Below are 17,398 nucleotides of genomic sequence, written 5' to 3' on the forward strand. Positions count from 1 at the left end.
GCTTGCTCCACGGTTCATTTGCGCGGCGGCCCTTGCAGGTCCAGGGGCGCGGCGTTGTCGGGGCGGCCGCGAATCAAGGATTCCGGGTGTCGACCCAGGTAGTCCGACAGCTCGCGCAAGGAGCGCGACATGCGACCCAATTCATCCAGGGTCTGGGTCAGCTGTTCACGTTGCGGTGAATCTTCAGCCAGGGTCGAACTGGCCGATTGCAACGTCTTGCTCACGTCTGCCAGGGTGTTCTGGACGCTGGGCAGGGTCTTGGCGTTGAACTGGGTCAGCCCTTTGCGCAATTCCACAAGGTTACTGTCGAGGTTGCCGGCGATGCGCTCGATCGGCAGCTGGTTGATCTTGTTGACGATGTTTTCGAGTTTTTCCTGCAGTTGCTCCAAGTTGCCAGGAATGGTCGGAATGCTGACCGGGCGCAGTGTGGGGTCAAACGCGACCTTCTCGGCTTTCGGGTAGAAATCCAGGGCGATGTACAACTGGCCGGTCAGCAAATTGCCGCTGCGCGCCTGGGCCCTCAGGCCGTTTTCGATAAACGTGCCGATCAGCCGCACACCAGCGGCTTCGTCATTGGGGTCATGATTCATTGTCTTGAGCAATTTGGTATGGGCCTGGCCAAGCAATTGTGGGTAGATCACGATGCCGACATTGAGCGGAAAGCTGCGTTTTTTCGCGTCGAAATCCAGGTTGATCGACACCACCCGGCCAAACTCGACCCCAAGGAATTCCACCGGTGCGCCGACCTTGAGCCCGCGTAACGCCTGGTCGAAGCGCAGGCTCATGTATTGCCCCTCGCCATTGGGCGGGGCGAGGGCGCTGAGCTGATCGTCGAATAACTCAAAGGTGCGTTCTTCACCGGCCGGCTTGTCGTTGGGGCTATAAGGCGGTGCCAGGAATGCGATACCGCCGACCAGCAGGGAGGACAGCGACTCGGTTTTCAAGGCAAAACCATTGGCGCCGACACTCAGGTCGACCCCGCTGGCGTTCCAGAAACGCGTATTCTCGGTAACGTAGACATCGTTGGGCGCATGCACGAATACCTCGATGTCGACGCCCTTGCCTTCGGCGTCCAGCTTGTAGGCCACCACTTGGCCGACTTCGATTTTGCGGTAATACACCGGCGAGCCAATATCCAGCGAGCCCAGGGCCTGGGTGTGCAAAGTGAAGCGCTTGCCCGGTTCGCCATAGGTGATGGGCGGCGGGTTTTCCAGGCCGATAAACTGTTTGGCGCGGGTCTCGGACTGGCCGATATCGGCGCCGATGTAGTCGCCGGAGAGCAGGGTGTCGATGCCCGACACGCCGCCGGCACCGATGCGCGGGCGCACGACCCAGAACTGCGAGTCGGCGCGGGTGAAGCTTTCGGCCTGCTTGGCTAGTTTCACGGTCGCGTTGACGCTTTTCTGGTCATCGCTCAAGGCCACCTCGGTCACTTGGCCAATCACCACGTTGCGGTATTTGACCTCGGTTTTATTCGCCGTCAGGCCGCTGCCGGTCTTGAAATTGAGGGTGATGGTCGGGCCCTGCTGGAGCACGCTGTGGACCACCAGCGAAATCCCCACCAGCACCGCGACGATGGGCACGATCCAGACCAGCGAAACGCTGAAGCGCCGGGTTTTGATGGCAGGCGTGCCTGGCGTTTGCGGCCTGTCAGGGGTGGGTGACGTCATCCGAGGTCTCCTTGGTGGGTGGGGTTTCCCAGATCAGCCTCGGGTCGAAGCTCATGGCGGCCAGCATGGTAAACACCACCACCAGGCCGAAAAACAGAATGCCCAGGCGCGGCTCGATGGTGCCCAGCGCCTGGAACTTGACCAGCGCGGCCACCAGGGCAACCACGATCACATCGAGCATGGACCAATAGCCGATCAGTTCGACAAACCGAAACATTTTTGAGCGCTCCTTGCGCGCCCAGGCGCTATTGCGCTGCACGGTGACCAACAGCAGCGTCAACGACACGAACTTGATCCCCGGCACTGCGATGCTGGCGATGAAAATGATCAGCGCGATGTCCCACGCGCCATGCTGCCAGAACTCCAGCACCCCACTCATGATGGTGCTGTCCGCACCCGAACCGAGCATGGTGGTGTTCATTACCGGCAGCAGGTTGGCCGGCACATAGAAGGCCAGTGCCGCCAGCATGTAGGCCCAGGTGCGGGCCAGGGAATTGACTTTGCGCGAGTGCAGGGGCGCACCGCAACGCTCGCAATCCGTCGCTCCGTTACTGATGTCGGCAGACAGGCCGCAGCTGTGGCACAGGCACAGGTCAAGCTCGCGGGCAGTCGGCGGTGGGGTCATACGGTGTCCCATAGGTCGCGTACGTCGCGCCCGGCAATACGAATCAGCAACAGGCTGAGCACCGCCAGGGCAAACAGGCCGATGCCGGGCATTACGTCCAGCATGCCGGCCAGCTTGAACACCGCCACCATCGCGCCGAGCAGGCAGACCTCCAGCATGCTCCAGGGCCTCAAGGCTTCAAGCCAGCGCATGCACAGCTTGAAGACGGGCGAGCGTCTGCCCGCGAGGGCGAAGCTCAGCACCCACGTCAGCAGCAACAGTTGGAAAACCGGGGCGATGATGATGGAGATCGCGGCCACCAAGGCGATAAAGGTAATCGGCCCCAGGCTCAGCGCAACCACCGAATCCCAGAGGGTTGCGCTGTTTTTCAGGCCTTGCAGGCTGATACTCATCACCGGATAGAAATTGGCGAAAGTCCACAACACGGCGGCGGTCAGGGTCAAGGCCAGGCGTTGTTGCACCGACAGGCCGTTGTAACGCTGAAGCACGCCGGCACAACGCACGCATTCGGCTTTTTGATGTTTGGCGAGCGTGACTTTCTCGTACACACAGTCGCAGTGCTCGCAGATGATCAGTTGATTGGCCATGGGGCTGGCTCCAGCGCGGCATGGTTGCGGTATTGGATTGTTCTGCAATGGCGCTCGGAAAGTCTAGCAGTTGGTTCTCGGGCGGCGGTGCTCCCTTTCGGGCCGGGGCTGTCGTCAGCCATACTCTGTGCCGAATATGCCATAGAGCTCGCAGGAGCACCGATGAATATTGAACACGCTGCACTCATCCGCGAAACCTTCCCTGTCGGCCCTTTGCAATGCAACTGCACCATCATCGGCGACCCGATCACTAAAAAGGCCATCGTGGTCGACCCCGGCGGCAACCATGAGCTGATCCTGGCGCGGCTCGATGCGCTGGGCCTGAAGGTGGTCAGCATCATCCACACCCATGCACATCTGGATCACTTCCTGGCATCCGGCCAGTTGAAGGAAAAAACCGGCGCGACGCTTCACCTGCACAAAGAAGATCAATTCCTCTGGGACAATCTGGAAATGCAATGCCAGATGTTTCGTGTGCCCAATACCCCGGTGCCTTCGCCGGATCGCTGGCTGGAAGATGATGAAGAGCTGGCCTGCGGCTGCGGCGTGGCGCTGCATACGCCGGGGCACACACCGGGTTCGATGAGCTTCTGGTTTGCCGATGCCGGGCTGCTGATTGCTGGCGACACGCTGTTTCGTCGCGGTATCGGGCGTACGGATTTGTGGGGCGGGGACCAGGCGACCATCGTGCGTTCGATCAAGCAGCGGTTATACACGCTGGACGAGGGCGCGACGGTGGTGACCGGCCACGGCCCGGATACGCGACTGGGTGATGAAATGCGTGAGAACCCGTTTGTGCGAGCGTGAAAAAATCGGTCGCCGGGCAAAGGCTGCTCTGCGACGGGCACGCTTTGTAGCAAAAACTCAGCGGGTGTTCAGCGTGCGTCTGCTACGGTTTCTGTAGTCACGGAATTTTTACCGTTTGTCGCGTTCCAAACTCGGCACAGGTCCATTGCCAATGTCCTTTGCACCTTAGAATGCAAAAGTAGGAGCTCCCTTCATGTTCACTTCGCGTCGTCTGCTGGTTGTCGCTACCGCCGTAGCCTTGTTGTCCGGCTGCGCATCCCCTAACCCCTATGACGGCAGCAGTCAGGGACAGGCGAGCAATGAATCCGGCGGTATGAGCAAGACCGCCAAGTACGGTGGCCTGGGTGCCCTTGCCGGTGCCTTGGCGGGTGCGGCCATCGATCACAACAACCGTGGCAAGGGTGCGCTGATCGGTGCCGTGGTTGCGGGTGCCGGCGCTGCGGGCTATGGCTATTACGCCGATCAGCAAGAGAAGAAACTGCGTGAAAGCATGGCCAATACCGGTGTTGAGGTTCAGCGCCAGGGCGACCAGATCAAGCTGATCATGCCGGGCAACATCACCTTCGCGACCAACTCGGATGCCATTTCCAGCAGCTTCTACCAGCCGCTGAACAACCTGGCCAACTCCCTCAAGCAGTTCAACCAGAACACTATCCAGATCGTCGGCTACACCGACAGCACGGGTAGCCGCCAACTGAACATGGACCTGTCCCAACGCCGTGCGCAGAGCGTCGCCAATTACCTGACCTCCCAAGGTGTAAGCCCGACCAACCTGAGCGCCCGCGGTGCCGGCCCGGATAACCCGATCGCCAGCAACGCCGACGTCAACGGTCGCGCGCAGAACCGTCGTGTGGAAGTGAACCTCGGCCCGATCCCAGGCCAACAGTACGGCCAGCCAGGTGCGCAACAACAGGCACCCCAACAGAACAACCAGTTCCAGGGCAACCCGTACTCGCAATACCAGTAAGGTTCGCCAATAAAAAGGGCGCCGTGCAATCACTGCACGGCACCCTTTTTTGTGCCTGGCGCTCACATCAATCGATGTATTCGAAGACCTTGACGATTTTCTGCACACCGGACACACCCTGCACCAGGTTGGCAGCGCGAGTCGCTTCCGCCTGGGTGAGCAAGCCCATCAAATAAACGATGCCGTTGTCGGTGACCACCTTGATGCGCGATCCCGGAATCGCGTTATCAGTGAGCATCTGCGCCTTGATCTTGGTGGTCAGCAGGGCGTCGTTGCTGATGGCCAGCAGGGTAATCGGGTCCATCACCTGCAGTTCGTTGTGGACTTTTTTCACGCGCTGTACCGCGGCGGCGGCTTGCTCGGCCTGGGCCTTGAGGTCGGCGCGTGGCGTCTGGCCGGCCAGCAGTACGACGCCGTTGAAGCTGGTCACCACAATGCGCGAGGCACCGTTGCCCAGGTCCGGAGCGGCCTTGGCGACGTTGACTTCGACCTTGGTTTCGATCAGCGAGTCATCAATCTTGCTGCCGAAGGTGCGGGTGCCCTTGTCGTCCTGAATAGGGGTGTCACGTGTTGCGGTGATGGCCGTGCTGCAGCCGCTGATAGCGAGGCACAGGGTGATGGCCAAAAGGCTGAGGCGGTTAACGGTCATTCTTCACTCCCAAACAGTTGGCTGTCGATCAGATCACACAGGCAGTGGATCGTCAGCAGGTGGACTTCCTGGATACGTGCGGTGACATTGGCCGGGACGCGAATCTCGACGTCTTCAGGCAAGAGCAGCGAGGCCATGCCGCCGCCATCGCGTCCGGTCAATGCTACGACAATCATTTCGCGATCATGTGCGGCCTGGATCGCTTGAATAATATTCGCCGAGTTGCCGCTGGTAGAAATCGCCAGCAGCACGTCACCTGGTTGGCCCAGGGCGCGGATCTGCTTGGAGAAGATCTCGTTGTAGCTGTAGTCGTTGGCAATCGAGGTGATTGTCGACGAATCGGTGGTCAGGGCGATGGCCGGCAGGCTCGGGCGCTCCCGTTCAAAGCGGTTGAGCAGCTCGGATGAGAAATGCTGGGCGTCGCCGGCCGAACCGCCGTTGCCGCACGAAAGCATTTTGCCCTCGTTGAGCAAGGCATTGACCATGACCTGACTGGCTTGCTCGATGTGCGGTGCAAGTACGTCCATCGCCTGTTGCTTGGTGTCGATGCTGGCCTGGAAAAGCTGGCGAATTCGGGATTGCATGTCCATCTGTGTGACCTTAATTAGCGCGGCTGTTTGGCACAGGAATGTGCAGCCCGCAAAGCAAAGAGCAAAAGTGTGGGGTGAAGATGTCCGGCGAATCAGCTGTCGAAGGCATCTTTGAGCCAGTTCAGTTCAGCGATGCCAGACGGTGTGCTTTCAATGGCAACCACATCGAAACGGCAGGGGGAATCAGCCCAGCGATGCTCTTTTTGCAGGTAAAACTGCGCGGCAAGTATCAGCTTCTGACGCTTTCGCCCGTCAATACTGGCGAGCGCGCCACCCCATTGTGCGTGTTTTCTGTAGCGCACTTCGACGAATACTACTGTATCGCCGTCAAGCATGACCAGATCAAGCTCGCCGCGTTTACACAACCAGTTCTGCGCCAATAGGCGCAGACCCTGCTGTTGCAAGTGCTTCAGCGCTTGAAGTTCGGCGTCCTTGCCGCTTTGTGCGCTGGACCGCTCGGGCATCAGCGCGGGGTGTCCGGCAAGCGCTGGATTTCGCCGCCGACAAACTTGGCCCATGGCATCTGGCGATCAACGCGCTGGTTGGCGCTGATGCCCAGGTTGCCCGAAAGACCGTCGACACGGGTATCCGGCAGTGCCTTGAGCTGCCCGAGACGTGGCGCCAGGCGGTAGGCATCGACACCCATCGCGTACAGGCGGCCGAGGCTGCCATTGGCTTGCGGCCATTGGGCGGCAACCTGGTTGCGCAGCGGATCGGTGGTGTTGAGCAACCAAGGGGTTTCGCAGAACATCACGTTGGTCATGTCCAGGTATTGGTTCTTGTCGCCGCTGGCGCTGAACACGTGGGAGGTGGCGTACACCGGCACATCACCGGCGTATTGGAAATTCAGGGTCGGCTTGATCTGCTGGGCCAGTTGCGGCGTCACGGCCAGGAAAATGAATTCGATGTCCTGGCGACGCGATGGCTGCGCTGCAACGTCGGTGCCGACCGTGCTTTGCAGGCTCTTGGCGCGACCTTCGCTTTTACGCAGCTGGAACAGGTCAGCGATCTGCTGGGCGAGGGCGACGGGCTGATCGACATACTCAACGCCCATCACGGTGCCGCCATTGGCTTCCCAATCCTGACGGAAGGCCTTGTACACGCGCTCGCCCCATTCGCCACGCGGCACCATCGCTGCGGCGCGATGCAGGCCATCGGCACGGGCACGGCGCGATACTTCGCGGGCTTCGTCTTCAGCGGCCAGGCCGAACTGGAACAGCTGTGCCGGGCCTTGATCGCCCTCGCTGTAGTTCAGCGCCAGGGTGGTGATTGGCAACTGAGGGCGTGCGCTGAGCTGTTTGACCAAAGGCTTTTCCAGCGGACCGACCACCAGTTGCACGCCGGCGGCCTGGGCCTTGGCGTAAAACTCATCGATGGAAGTCAGGCGCGAGCTGTCATAGAACTCGATCACCGGCGGCTTCTGTCCGGCTTGTTCAGCCTGGTAGTGCGCCGCCATGAAGCCTTCACGCAGTGCCTTGCCGACGGAAGCCAGAGGGCCGTCCTGTGGCAGCAGCAGGGCGATCCTGGTCAGGGGCTGGCTGGCCAGCTCCTTGAGTTTGGTCAGCGGCGTCGGCAGTTGCACGGCAGCCGGGTGGCCCGGGTTCTGCGCGCGCCAGGTGTCGATGGCCGCCTGTTGCTGCTCCAGCGTACCGGCGCCCTTGACCGATTGGGCCAGGGTGATCCAGCCGTCCAGCACCGGGTTGCCGCTGGCTTGCAGTTGTTCGGCCGGCAGGGCGGCAATCAGGGTCCAGATGGCTTCGTGATTGCTGTTGGCCGCATCGCCGCTGAGCAGAGGGGCCATGGCGACGCGCTCGCGGGCGGCGGCCAGGGTCTGGTCGTCGGCTTCATAGGCGCGGGCGTGCACGCTGCCGGTACGGATCTGCTGTTCAGGCGGCAGCTCCTTCAGGCTTTGCAGGCTCGGGTGGTTCAGGGCGGTCAACGCCGCCTTGGGCTGGTTGCGCGCCATCGCCAGTTCGGCGGCCAGCGTGCTGGCAAACACTTGCGCGGCGGGCTTGAGAGCATCCAGGGGCACCTGCGCAAGAATCTGCGACGAGCGTCCCGGGTTGTTCTGCTTGTAGGCCAGGTCTGCCGCACTCAGGCGCAGCATCGCGGCCTTTTCCGGCGTGTTGGCGGTCGTGGCCTGTTCGAGCAGTTGCTCGATACTGGCGTCCGGGGTCCGTGGAAGGTCGCCAAGGCTGGACGAGGGCGAGCTGGCGCAAGCGGCCAACAAGGCAGCAAGGCAGAGGGCGGAGAGCAGCCGCAGGCAAGCGATCATGTAAGTGTTCCTGATACCGATCAAATTAGCGTGGAAGTGTACCCAAGCACTGGCCCAGGCGCGATGTTACTGGTGTGAAACCGTCGATTTAGGTCGTGCAAATGTTGCAATTGGCGTTAAACGGCTGAAAGGGCATCGGCAGCGATGGCATATTTTCAAGGCGGCTACGCGCTACAATGTGATTTTTGCCAACCATCGAGGTGTGCGTTTTGACTGCTCCAGGTCCTTTGAATTCCACTGCAGGCTCGCTTTTTGTCGTGGCGACGCCCATTGGCAACCTGGACGACATCAGTGCGCGTGCGCTTAAGGTGTTGCGCGACGTTAAATTGATTGCGGCTGAAGACACGCGGCACTCCCAACGATTGATGCAGCACTTTGGTATCAGCACACCACTGGCGGCCTGCCATGAGCACAACGAACGCGAAGAAGGCAGCCGTTTTATCGTGCGCTTGCTGGCTGGCGACGATGTGGCGCTGATCTCCGACGCGGGCACGCCGCTGATTTCCGACCCTGGCTACCACCTGGTGCGCCAGGCGCGGGCGGCAGGTATCAATGTAGTGCCTGTTCCGGGCGCGTGCGCGCTGATCGCAGCGTTATCGGCGGCGGGCCTGCCGTCCGACCGGTTTATCTTCGAAGGCTTCCTGCCGGCCAAGGCCGTTGGGCGGCGTGCGCGCCTGCAGGCGCTGAAGGAAGAGCCGCGCACCTTGATCTTCTATGAAGCCCCGCATCGCATCCTTGAATGCCTGCAGGACATGGAGCTGGTGTTTGGCGGCGAGCGTCTCGCACTGCTGGCCCGTGAGCTGACCAAAACCTTTGAAACCCTCAAGGGCCTGCCGCTGGAAGAACTGCGCGCCTTTGTCGAAGGCGACAGCAACCAGCAGCGCGGCGAGTGCGTGGTGCTGGTGGCGGGCTGGACGGCGCCGGAAAGCGAAGATGCCGTGGGCACCGAGGCCATGCGCGTCCTGGACCTGCTGCTCAAGGAAATGCCGCTCAAGCGCGCGGCGGCCCTGGCCGCGGAAATTACCGGGGTGCGCAAAAATGTGCTGTACCAGGCGGCGCTCGATAAACAGAAAGCCGATTAGTTCCGGGATTGAGCCGGTATTTCGTCTGAAGGTGATGGCAGTTCTGAACTTTTAACACTTGTCCTAAGTCCGCCGTGCCGTTAACCTGCGCGGCGGAGAGTCGATTGGACAGTCGCTGCCCTCTATGAAAATTAGGGGGGGGAGGAAAGTCCGGGCTCCATAGGGCGAAGTGCCAGGTAATGCCTGGGAGGCGTGAGCCTACGGAAAGTGCCACAGAAAATAACCGCCTAAGCACTTCGGTGCCGGTAAGGGTGAAAAGGTGCGGTAAGAGCGCACCGCGCGACTGGCAACAGTTCGTGGCATAGGTAAACCCCACTTGGAGCAAGACCAAATAGGGTCCCAAGGCGTGGCCCGCGCTGGGACCGGGTAGGTTGCTAAAGATGTCCAGTGATGGCCATCGTAGACGAATGACTGTTCACGACAGAACCCGGCTTACAGATCGACTCTCCACCTTTTTCCTTTTGCCTGAGTCTCGGGCAAAAACCCGGTAGTAACGCAAGAATCCCTCCCTGCCAAATCATTGGCAGATGCGCCTTCGTAATACCAAAAAAATCTTACTCTTAATAAATTACTTTAACTTTGAGCCATAGCTCTTTGAGCTGTCTGCGCTTGCTGGGTCAAAAACACCGTCGAACTCTGGTTTCTCCTCCGTTTACGCTCCTAAATCTCCGTTCTGTAAGGCTTTTCCTTGAATCCGCGCCTTGACGGTGTGGTGGGCGCATTCCTATAGTGTGCGCAAGTGGCGGAAAGTGGCACAAAGTGGGTTTTTTGAACGTAAAACGCTAAAATTTGGAGAAACGCATCTGTGTTTCGCGGAGCTAACGCTATCAGTCTCGATGCAAAAGGCCGTCTCGCCATGCCGAGCCGGTATCGTGACGAGCTCATTTCGCGAAGTTCCGGACAGTTGATCATCACCATTGATGCCGTCGACCCTTGTTTATGTGTTTACCCGCTCGATGAGTGGGAGTTGATCGAAACCAAACTGCGCGCCCTGCCTTCATTGCGTGAAGAGAACCGCCGCCTGCAGCGTTTGCTGATCGGTAATGCCGTCGACCTTGAGCTCGATGGCAGCGGTCGTTTCCTGGTGCCTCCGCGTTTGCGCGAGTACGCCAAGCTGGATAAGCGCGCAATGCTGGTCGGCCAACTGAACAAGTTCCAATTGTGGGACGAAGATGCCTGGGATGCTGTTTCCGCAGCTGACCTGGCGGCTATTCAACAACCGGGCGCCATGCCTGATGAACTGCGTGATTTGATCCTGTGACTATTGATAGCGGCTTTAACCACATCACCGTACTGCTTGACGAAGCCGTTGAGGCTCTCGCCGTACGCGCGGATGGCTGCTATCTGGATGGCACCTTCGGCAGGGGCGGGCATAGCCGCCTGATACTCAGCCGGCTCGGGCCCGACGGTAAACTCCTGGGGTTCGACAAGGACCCCCAGGCGATTGCCACCGGGCAAGCGCTAGCGGCCGAAGACGGCCGCTTTGTCGTTGTGCAACGCAGCTTTGCCGAGCTGGGCGCCGAAGTCGCCGCGCGTGGCATGGCGGGCAAGGTGGCCGGGGTTTTGCTCGACCTGGGCGTCTCCTCGCCGCAGCTTGACGACCCGGAGCGCGGCTTCAGCTTCATGAATGACGGCCCGCTCGACATGCGCATGGACCCGACCCGTGGGGTCAGCGCCGCACAGTTCATCGCCACCGCGCCGGTGGAAGAAATCGCCCGTGTGTTCAAGGAATACGGTGAAGAACGCTTCGCCGGCCGCATGGCCCGCGCCGTGGTCGAGCGTCGCGAAATCCAGCCGTTCGAGCGCACCGCCGACCTGGCCGAAGTGCTCAAGGTTGCCAACCCTGCCTGGGAAAAGGGCAAGAACCCGGCCACCCGTGCGTTCCAGGGCCTGCGTATTCACGTCAACAACGAATTGGGCGACCTTGAGGCCGGCCTCGAGGCGGCCCTCGAGGCGCTGGAAGTGGGCGGTCGCCTGGTGGTGATCAGCTTCCACTCCCTGGAAGACCGGATCGTCAAACTGTTCATGCGCCGCCTGGTCAAGGGCGAGTCCGACAACCTGCCGCGCAACCTGCCGGTACGTTTCGAAGCCTTTGTGCCGAAAATCAAAATCCATGGCAAAGCGCAGTTCGCCTCCGAAGCCGAACTCAAGGCCAACCCACGTTCCCGTAGCGCCGTCATGCGCGTTGCCGAGAAGTTGCGGTGAGCAAGCTTTTCGCCAAACCCCTCCCGGGCGGCAGCTTCTTCATGATGCTGCTGTACGTTGGCGTGCTGGTGTCCGCGATTGCGGTGTCCTACAGCGCGCACTACAACCGCCAATTGCTCAATACCCTGTATGGGGAATTGAGTGTGCGTGACAAGGCGCAGGCCGAGTGGGGCCGGCTGATCCTGGAGCAAAGTACCTGGACGGCCCATAGCCGTATCGAAGTGCTGGCCACCGAACAGTTGAAAATGCACATTCCGGGCGCGGCCGACGTTCGCATGGTGGCGCCATGATGAAGCTCGAAGGCGCACTCTACCCGTGGCGCTTCCGCCTGATGCTGGGTTTGCTGGCATTGATGGTGGGTGCGATCGTCTGGCGCATTGTCGATCTGCAAGTGATCGACCGCGACTTCCTGATTGGCCAGGGCGACGCCCGCAGCCTGCGGCATATCCCGATTCCTGCGCACCGTGGCCTGATCACCGACCGTAACGGCGAGCCCCTGGCCGTCAGTACCCCGGTGACTACGCTGTGGGCCAACGCCAAGGAACTCCAGGTCGCCAAGGACAAGTGGCCGCAGTTGGCGGCTGCCCTCGGCCAGGAGCCCAAGGCCTTGGCCGAACGCCTCGAAGCCCAGGCCAACAAGGAATTCATCTACCTGGTCCGTGGGCTCACCCCCGAACAAGGCCAGCAAGTACTCGACCTTAAGGTTCCCGGTGTCTATGGCATCGAGGAATTTCGTCGTTTCTACCCGGCGGGTGAAACCACCGCGCACATGGTTGGCTTTACCGACATTGACGACCACGGCCGTGAAGGGGTGGAACTGGCCTACGACGAATGGCTCGCCGGGGTTCCCGGCAAACGACAAGTCATCAAGGATCGGCGCGGCAGACTGATCAAGGATGTCCAAGTCACTAAAAACGCCAAGGCCGGCAAGCCCTTGGCGTTGTCGATTGACCTGCGCCTGCAATACCTGGCGAACCGCGAGCTGCGTAACGCGATCATCGAGAACGGCGCCAAGGCCGGCAGCCTGGTGATCATGGACGTGAAGAGCGGCGAGATCCTGGCCATGGTCAACCAGCCGACCTACAACCCGAACAACCGTCGCAACCTGCAGCCGGCGATGATGCGCAACCGCGCGATGATCGACGTGTTCGAGCCGGGTTCGACCATGAAAGCCATCTCCATGAGTGCCGCCCTGGAAACCGGACGCTGGAAGCCCAGCGACAAGGTCGAGGTGTATCCGGGTACCTTGCAGTTGGGCCGCTATACCATCCGCGACGTATCGCGCACCGAAGGTCCTGTGTTGGATCTGACAGGTATCCTGATCAACTCCAGTAACGTGGGCATGAGCAAGGTCGCCTTTGATATCGGCGGCGAAGCCATCTACCGCCTGGCGCAGAAAATCGGCCTGGGCCAACCCACCGGTCTTAACTTTCCGGGCGAGCGCGTAGGCAACCTGCCGAACTACCGCGACTGGAAAAAAGCCGAGACCGCCACGCTTTCCTACGGCTACGGCCTGTCGGTGACCGCGATCCAGCTGGCTCACGCTTTCTCTGTATTGGCCAATAATGGCCGGATGGTTCCACTGAGCCTGATCCACGTCGACGAAGCGCCGCAAGCCACCCAGGTGATCCCGGAAAACGTCGCCAAGACCATGCAAGGCATGCTGCAACAAGTGATCGAAGCACCGCGCGGCGTGTTCCGTGCCCAGGTGCCGGCGTATCACGTGGCCGGCAAGTCGGGCACCGCGCGCAAGACATCGGTGGGCACCAAGGGCTACGCCGAAAACTCCTACCGTTCGTTGTTCGCCGGCTTCGGGCCGATGAGTGACCCACGTTACGCCGTCGTGGTCGTGATCGATGAGCCGAGTAAAGCCGGCTACTTCGGTGGCCTGGTATCGGCGCCGGTGTTCAGCAAAGTGATGTCCGGCACCCTGCGCCTGATGAACATCACGCCGGACAACCTGCCGCCGACCCAGCAAGCGAACGCCGGTGCACCGGTCGCTGCGGTAAAAGCCAATGGAGGGCGCGGCTGATGTCTCTTAGCCTGAACAAGATTTTTGCCCACGCCGGTCGCGATCTGTTGATCCGCGAGTTGAGCCTGGACAGCCGTAATGTGCGCGCCGGTGACCTGTTCCTGGCCGTGCCTGGCGGTAAATTCGATGGCCGCGCGCATATCGCGGATGCGTTGCAACGCGGCGCGGCAGCCGTGGCCTATGAAGTGGACGGCGCCACCGTGCTGCCGATCACCGACGTGCCGCTGATTCCGGTCAAAGGCTTGGCCAGGCAATTGTCAGACATCGCCGGGCGTTTCTACGGCGAGCCCAGTCGGCACCTCAACCTGGTCGGGGTTACCGGTACCAACGGCAAGACCAGTGTGACCCAGCTGGTTGCCCAGGCCCTCGACCTGCTGGGCCAGCACTGCGGCATCGTCGGCACCCTGGGCACGGGCTTCTATGGCGCGCTGCAAAGCGGCCTGCACACCACGCCGAACCCTATTGCCGTGCAAGCGACCCTGGCCGACCTGAAGAAGGCCGGTGCCAAGGCGGTTGCCATGGAAGTATCGTCCCACGGCCTGGACCAGGGCCGCGTGACCGCGCTGGCGTTCGACGTGGCGGTGATGACCAACCTGTCTCGGGATCATCTGGACTACCACGGCACCATGGAGGCGTACGCCGCCGCCAAGGCCAAGCTGTTTGCCTGGAATGACCTGAAATGCCGGGTGGTCAACCTCGATGACGCGTTCGGTCGCCAACTGGCTGCCGAGCAAAGCGAGTCGCGCCTGATCACCTATAGCCTGGAAGACGCCAGCGCCTACCTGTATTGCCGCGAAGCGCAGTTCAATGACGAGGGCGTGCGCGCCACCCTGGTCACGCCTCAGGGCGAACACCACCTGCGCAGCACTTTGCTCGGTCGCTTCAACCTGAGCAACGTCCTCGCCGCCGTCGGCGCGTTGCTCGGCCTGGATTACGCGCTGGATGAAATTCTCAAGGTCTTGCCCAAGCTGGAAGGCCCGGTCGGTCGCATGCAGCGCCTGGGGGGTGGCACGCAGCCGCTGGTCGTGGTCGATTACGCACATACACCGGATGCACTGGAAAAAGTCCTGGTGGCACTGCGTCCACACGCCAAGGGCAAGTTGCTGTGCCTGTTCGGTTGCGGCGGTGATCGCGATCGCGGCAAGCGCCCGTTGATGGCCGAGATTGTCGAGCGCCTGGCCGATGGTGTGCTCGTCACCGACGACAACCCCCGCAGCGAAGACCCGGGCCAGATTTTCGACGACATCCGTACGGGCTTCAACGACGTGTCCAAGGCCGCCTTCGTTGCCGGTCGCGGCGCAGCCATCGCCCAGTTGATCGCCAGCGCCAGCGCGGACGATGTGGTGGTGCTGGCCGGTAAAGGCCACGAGGACTATCAGGAAATCAACGGCGAGCGCCATGCGTTCTCCGACCTGGTCGAGGCTGATCGCGCCTTGGCCGCCTGGGAGGTCGCTCATGCTTAAGGCAATGACATTCAGCGAGTTGGCCCAGGCCCTGTCGGCCCGTGTGTTGTCGAGCGATTGCAGCTTTAACGGCGTCAGTATCGACAGCCGCGCCATCAAGCCGGGTCAACTGTTCGTGGCGTTGGCCGGGCCGCGCTTCGATGGGCATGACTACCTCAATGACGTCGCCGCCAAAGGTGCCGTGGGTGCCTTGGTACAGCGCGCCGTGGCGGACTCCACTTTGCCGCAATTGCTGGTGGCCGATACCCGTCTGGCCCTCGGCCAACTCGGCGCGCTGAACCGTGCCGCCTTTGACAAGCCGGTTGCCGCCATCACCGGCTCCAGCGGCAAGACCACCGTCAAGGAACTGTTGGCGGGTGTGCTGCGCACGCGCGGGCCGGTACTGGCCACCCGTGGCAACCTGAATAATGATTTCGGCGCACCGCTGACCTTGCTCGAACTGGCCCCGGAACACACGGCGGCCGTGATTGAGTTGGGCGCGTCGCGCATCGGCGAAATTGCCTACACCGTGGCGCTGACCAAACCCCGGGTTGCGATCATCAACAATGCCGGTACCGCCCATGTCGGCGAGTTCGGCGGCCCGGAGAAAATCGTCCAGGCCAAGGGCGAAATCCTCGAAGGCCTCGATGCATCGGGCACGGCGGTATTGAACCTGGATGACAAGGCCTTCGAGACCTGGCGTGAACGCGCCGCCGGTCGCAAGGTCCTGACGTTTGCCGTGCTCAACGCGGCGGCCGATTTTCACGCCTCCCACCTCAGCGTCGATGCCCGTGGCTGCCCGTCCTTTACCTTGCACACCCCGCAAGGCAGTGGGCACGTGCAGTTGAACCTGCTGGGTAACCATAACGTCGCCAATGCCCTGGCCGCCGCCGCTGCCGCCTACGCCCTGGGCGTGTCGCTGTTCGGTATCGCCACCGGCCTGGGCGCGGTGCAGCCGGTCAAGGGCCGTACCGTGGCGCAACTGGCAACCAACGGCATGCGCGTGATCGATGACACTTACAACGCCAACCCGTCCTCGGTTAACGCGGCGGTCGACCTGCTGAACGGCTTTGCCGGGCGCAAGGTGCTGGTGCTGGGCGATATCGGCGAGCTGGGCGAGTGGGCTGAACAAGGCCACCGCGAAGTCGGCGCCCACGCCGTCGGCAAAGCCGACGCGCTCTACGCCGTCGGCCCCAACATGGCCCATGCCGTCAAAGCCTTCGGCCCCGGTGCGCGGCATTTCGCGACCCAGGCTGAGCTGATCCAGGCGCTGACGGCCGCTGAGCAAGACACACACACAACCATTTTGATCAAGGGATCGCGCAGCGCGGTGATGGAAAACGTCGTCGCGGCCTTGTGTGGCTCAAGTACGGAGAAACATTAATGCTGCTGCTGCTGGCTGAGTATCTGCAACAGTTCCACAAAGGCTTCGCGGTCTTTCAGTACCTGACCCTGCGCGGGATCCTGGGTGTGCTGACCGCGCTGTGTTTGTCGCTGTTCCTGGGGCCGTGGATGATCCGCACCCTGCAGAACCTGCAAATTGGTCAATCGGTTCGCAATGACGGCCCGCAGTCGCACCTGTCCAAATCCGGTACGCCGACCATGGGCGGCGCGCTGATCCTGTCGTCCATCGGTATCAGCACCTTGCTGTGGGCTGACCTGCACAACCGCTATGTCTGGACCGTGTTGCTGGTCACCCTGTTATTCGGCGCCATCGGTTGGGTCGACGACTACCGCAAAGTGATCGAAAAGAACTCCAAGGGGCTGCCAAGCCGCTGGAAGTATTTCTGGCAGTCGGTGTTCGGCCTCGGCGCCGCGATCTTCCTGTACAGCACCGCGCCGAGCGCGGTCGAGACGACCTTGATCATCCCGATGCTCAAGGACGCCAGCATTCCACTGGGCATCGGCTTCGTGGTGCTGACCTACTTCGTGATCGTCGGCTCCAGCAACGCGGTGAACCTGACCGACGGCCTCGACGGCCTGGCGATCATGCCGACGGTGATGGTGGGCGGCGCGCTGGGCATCTTCTGCTACCTGTCGGGTAACGTGAAATTCGCTGAATACCTGCTGATTCCGTACGTACCGGGCGCGGGTGAACTGATCGTGTTCTGCGGCGCGCTGATCGGCGCCGGCCTGGGTTTCCTGTGGTTCAACACCTACCCGGCGCAAGTCTTCATGGGCGACGTCGGCGCGCTGGCGCTGGGCGCGGCCCTGGGCACCATCGCGGTGATCGTGCGCCAGGAAATCGTGCTGTTCATCATGGGCGGCGTGTTCGTGATGGAAACCCTGTCGGTGGTCATCCAGGTGGCCTCCTTCAAATTGACCGGGCGACGTGTGTTTCGCATGGCGCCGATTCATCACCACTTTGAACTCAAGGGCTGGCCCGAGCCGCGCGTGATTGTCCGTTTCTGGATCATCACCGTGATTCTGGTATTGGTCGGCCTTGCCACCCTGAAACTGAGGTAGA

General features: G+C 61.4%; 17 protein-coding genes and 1 other RNA gene. 11 read left to right on the forward strand and 7 right to left on the reverse strand.

Annotation, left to right across the window (positions count from 1 at the left end; all coding sequences use genetic code 11):
• Positions 1-14: 14 nt before the first annotated feature.
• The 3 genes from H0Z09_RS05965 to H0Z09_RS05975 are packed head-to-tail and all read right to left on the reverse strand — an operon-like array spanning position 15 to position 2,882.
• Positions 15-1,670, reverse strand: coding sequence for an MlaD family protein (locus H0Z09_RS05965; RefSeq protein WP_186688377.1), 1,656 nt, complete (start codon positions 1,668-1,670; stop codon positions 15-17).
• Complete coding sequence (locus H0Z09_RS05970) at positions 1,651-2,295, reverse strand: paraquat-inducible protein A (protein ID WP_186688379.1); 645 nt, start codon at positions 2,293-2,295, stop codon at positions 1,651-1,653. Before H0Z09_RS05970 ends, H0Z09_RS05965 begins: the two co-directional genes overlap by 20 nt.
• Positions 2,292-2,882 carry a paraquat-inducible protein A gene (locus H0Z09_RS05975; protein ID WP_186688381.1) on the reverse strand — a complete coding sequence of 197 codons (591 nt, stop codon included), beginning with the start codon at positions 2,880-2,882 and terminating at the stop codon, positions 2,292-2,294. Before H0Z09_RS05975 ends, H0Z09_RS05970 begins: the two co-directional genes overlap by 4 nt.
• 162 nt (positions 2,883-3,044) lie before the next feature.
• On the opposite strand from H0Z09_RS05975, the gene H0Z09_RS05980 reads away from it, so the two are divergent.
• Together H0Z09_RS05980 and H0Z09_RS05985 are read left to right on the forward strand one after the other, a co-directional pair.
• Positions 3,045-3,689 (forward strand): MBL fold metallo-hydrolase, encoded by a 645-nt coding sequence (locus tag H0Z09_RS05980; protein ID WP_186688383.1) that lies wholly within the window; start codon positions 3,045-3,047, stop codon positions 3,687-3,689.
• A 193-nt stretch (positions 3,690-3,882) separates the two neighbouring features.
• Positions 3,883-4,656: an OmpA family protein gene (locus H0Z09_RS05985; protein WP_076951223.1), complete on the forward strand. Its 774-nt coding sequence runs from the start codon at positions 3,883-3,885 to the stop codon at positions 4,654-4,656.
• Between the two features lie 67 nt (positions 4,657-4,723).
• Here H0Z09_RS05985 and H0Z09_RS05990 read toward each other — a convergent pair whose 3' ends face one another.
• From H0Z09_RS05990 to H0Z09_RS06005, 4 genes are all read right to left on the reverse strand, one after another.
• Positions 4,724-5,305, reverse strand: coding sequence for a BON domain-containing protein (locus H0Z09_RS05990; RefSeq protein WP_012722284.1), 582 nt, complete (start codon positions 5,303-5,305; stop codon positions 4,724-4,726).
• A complete protein-coding gene (locus H0Z09_RS05995) occupies positions 5,302-5,895 on the reverse strand; it encodes a phosphoheptose isomerase (protein ID WP_003171862.1) in 594 nt (197 codons plus the stop codon). The genes H0Z09_RS05990 and H0Z09_RS05995 overlap by 4 nt, the downstream gene beginning before the upstream one ends.
• 92 nt (positions 5,896-5,987) lie before the next feature.
• A complete protein-coding gene (locus H0Z09_RS06000; protein WP_076951224.1) occupies positions 5,988-6,359 on the reverse strand; it encodes a YraN family protein in 372 nt (123 codons plus the stop codon).
• Positions 6,359-8,170: a penicillin-binding protein activator gene (locus H0Z09_RS06005; RefSeq protein ID WP_186688386.1), complete on the reverse strand. Its 1,812-nt coding sequence runs from the start codon at positions 8,168-8,170 to the stop codon at positions 6,359-6,361. The genes H0Z09_RS06000 and H0Z09_RS06005 overlap by 1 nt, the downstream gene beginning before the upstream one ends.
• A gap of 209 nt (positions 8,171-8,379) precedes the next feature.
• Here H0Z09_RS06005 and rsmI point away from each other — a divergent pair, with 209 nt between their 5' ends.
• The 9 genes from rsmI to mraY all read left to right on the forward strand — a co-directional run bounded on the left by rsmI (position 8,380) and on the right by mraY (position 17,397).
• Positions 8,380-9,252, forward strand: a complete 873-nt coding sequence (gene rsmI / locus H0Z09_RS06010; RefSeq protein ID WP_186688390.1) for a 16S rRNA (cytidine(1402)-2'-O)-methyltransferase — start codon at positions 8,380-8,382, stop codon at positions 9,250-9,252.
• A gap of 96 nt (positions 9,253-9,348) precedes the next feature.
• Positions 9,349-9,703: RNase P RNA component class A (gene rnpB / locus H0Z09_RS06015), an RNA gene on the forward strand.
• A 354-nt stretch (positions 9,704-10,057) separates the two neighbouring features.
• Positions 10,058-10,513 (forward strand): division/cell wall cluster transcriptional repressor MraZ, encoded by a 456-nt coding sequence (mraZ, locus tag H0Z09_RS06020; protein WP_003171868.1) that lies wholly within the window; start codon positions 10,058-10,060, stop codon positions 10,511-10,513.
• Positions 10,514-10,515: 2 nt separating this feature from the next.
• On the forward strand, positions 10,516-11,457 hold the full coding sequence (rsmH, locus tag H0Z09_RS06025; protein WP_090220122.1) for a 16S rRNA (cytosine(1402)-N(4))-methyltransferase RsmH: 942 nt from the start codon (positions 10,516-10,518) through the stop codon (positions 11,455-11,457).
• Complete coding sequence (gene ftsL, locus H0Z09_RS06030; RefSeq protein WP_076951227.1) at positions 11,454-11,747, forward strand: cell division protein FtsL; 294 nt, start codon at positions 11,454-11,456, stop codon at positions 11,745-11,747. The genes rsmH and ftsL overlap by 4 nt, the downstream gene beginning before the upstream one ends.
• Complete coding sequence (locus tag H0Z09_RS06035; protein ID WP_186688644.1) at positions 11,747-13,489, forward strand: penicillin-binding protein 2; 1,743 nt, start codon at positions 11,747-11,749, stop codon at positions 13,487-13,489. Before ftsL ends, H0Z09_RS06035 begins: the two co-directional genes overlap by 1 nt.
• On the forward strand, positions 13,489-14,952 hold the full coding sequence (locus H0Z09_RS06040; RefSeq protein ID WP_186688392.1) for a UDP-N-acetylmuramoyl-L-alanyl-D-glutamate--2,6-diaminopimelate ligase: 1,464 nt from the start codon (positions 13,489-13,491) through the stop codon (positions 14,950-14,952). The genes H0Z09_RS06035 and H0Z09_RS06040 overlap by 1 nt, the downstream gene beginning before the upstream one ends.
• Entirely contained in the window at positions 14,945-16,315 is a 1,371-nt protein-coding gene (gene murF, locus H0Z09_RS06045; protein ID WP_186688394.1) for a UDP-N-acetylmuramoyl-tripeptide--D-alanyl-D-alanine ligase, read from the forward strand. Before H0Z09_RS06040 ends, murF begins: the two co-directional genes overlap by 8 nt.
• The gene (gene mraY, locus H0Z09_RS06050; RefSeq protein ID WP_076951231.1) at positions 16,315-17,397 is read left to right on the forward strand and encodes a phospho-N-acetylmuramoyl-pentapeptide-transferase; all 1,083 of its coding nucleotides are present in this window, start codon (positions 16,315-16,317) and stop codon (positions 17,395-17,397) included. Before murF ends, mraY begins: the two co-directional genes overlap by 1 nt.
• The last annotated feature ends 1 nt before the right edge of the window (position 17,398 follow it).

This window comes from Pseudomonas sp. SWRI18 (assembly GCF_014268345.1).
In the GTDB taxonomy this organism is placed as follows: domain Bacteria; phylum Pseudomonadota; class Gammaproteobacteria; order Pseudomonadales; family Pseudomonadaceae; genus Aquipseudomonas; species Aquipseudomonas cedrina.

Bases quoted from the DNA above. Each gene is read 5' to 3' on its own strand.
- H0Z09_RS05985 (WP_076951223.1), top strand. From the start codon at position 3,883: ATGTTCACTTCGCGTCGTCTGCTGGTTGTCGCTACCGCCGTAGCCTTG.
- H0Z09_RS05970 (WP_186688379.1), bottom strand. From the start codon at position 2,295: ATGACCCCACCGCCGACTGCCCGCGAGCTTGACCTGTGCCTGTGCCAC.
- H0Z09_RS06035 (WP_186688644.1), top strand. From the start codon at position 11,747: ATGAAGCTCGAAGGCGCACTCTACCCGTGGCGCTTCCGCCTGATGCTG.
- H0Z09_RS06000 (WP_076951224.1), bottom strand. From the start codon at position 6,359: ATGCCCGAGCGGTCCAGCGCACAAAGCGGCAAGGACGCCGAACTTCAA.
- mraY (WP_076951231.1), top strand. From the start codon at position 16,315: ATGCTGCTGCTGCTGGCTGAGTATCTGCAACAGTTCCACAAAGGCTTC.
- H0Z09_RS05975 (WP_186688381.1), bottom strand. From the start codon at position 2,882: ATGGCCAATCAACTGATCATCTGCGAGCACTGCGACTGTGTGTACGAG.
- H0Z09_RS05965 (WP_186688377.1), bottom strand. From the start codon at position 1,670: ATGACGTCACCCACCCCTGACAGGCCGCAAACGCCAGGCACGCCTGCC.
- H0Z09_RS05995 (WP_003171862.1), bottom strand. From the start codon at position 5,895: ATGGACATGCAATCCCGAATTCGCCAGCTTTTCCAGGCCAGCATCGAC.
- H0Z09_RS05980 (WP_186688383.1), top strand. From the start codon at position 3,045: ATGAATATTGAACACGCTGCACTCATCCGCGAAACCTTCCCTGTCGGC.
- H0Z09_RS05990 (WP_012722284.1), bottom strand. From the start codon at position 5,305: ATGACCGTTAACCGCCTCAGCCTTTTGGCCATCACCCTGTGCCTCGCT.
- murF (WP_186688394.1), top strand. From the start codon at position 14,945: ATGCTTAAGGCAATGACATTCAGCGAGTTGGCCCAGGCCCTGTCGGCC.
- H0Z09_RS06040 (WP_186688392.1), top strand. From the start codon at position 13,489: ATGTCTCTTAGCCTGAACAAGATTTTTGCCCACGCCGGTCGCGATCTG.
- H0Z09_RS06005 (WP_186688386.1), bottom strand. From the start codon at position 8,170: ATGATCGCTTGCCTGCGGCTGCTCTCCGCCCTCTGCCTTGCTGCCTTG.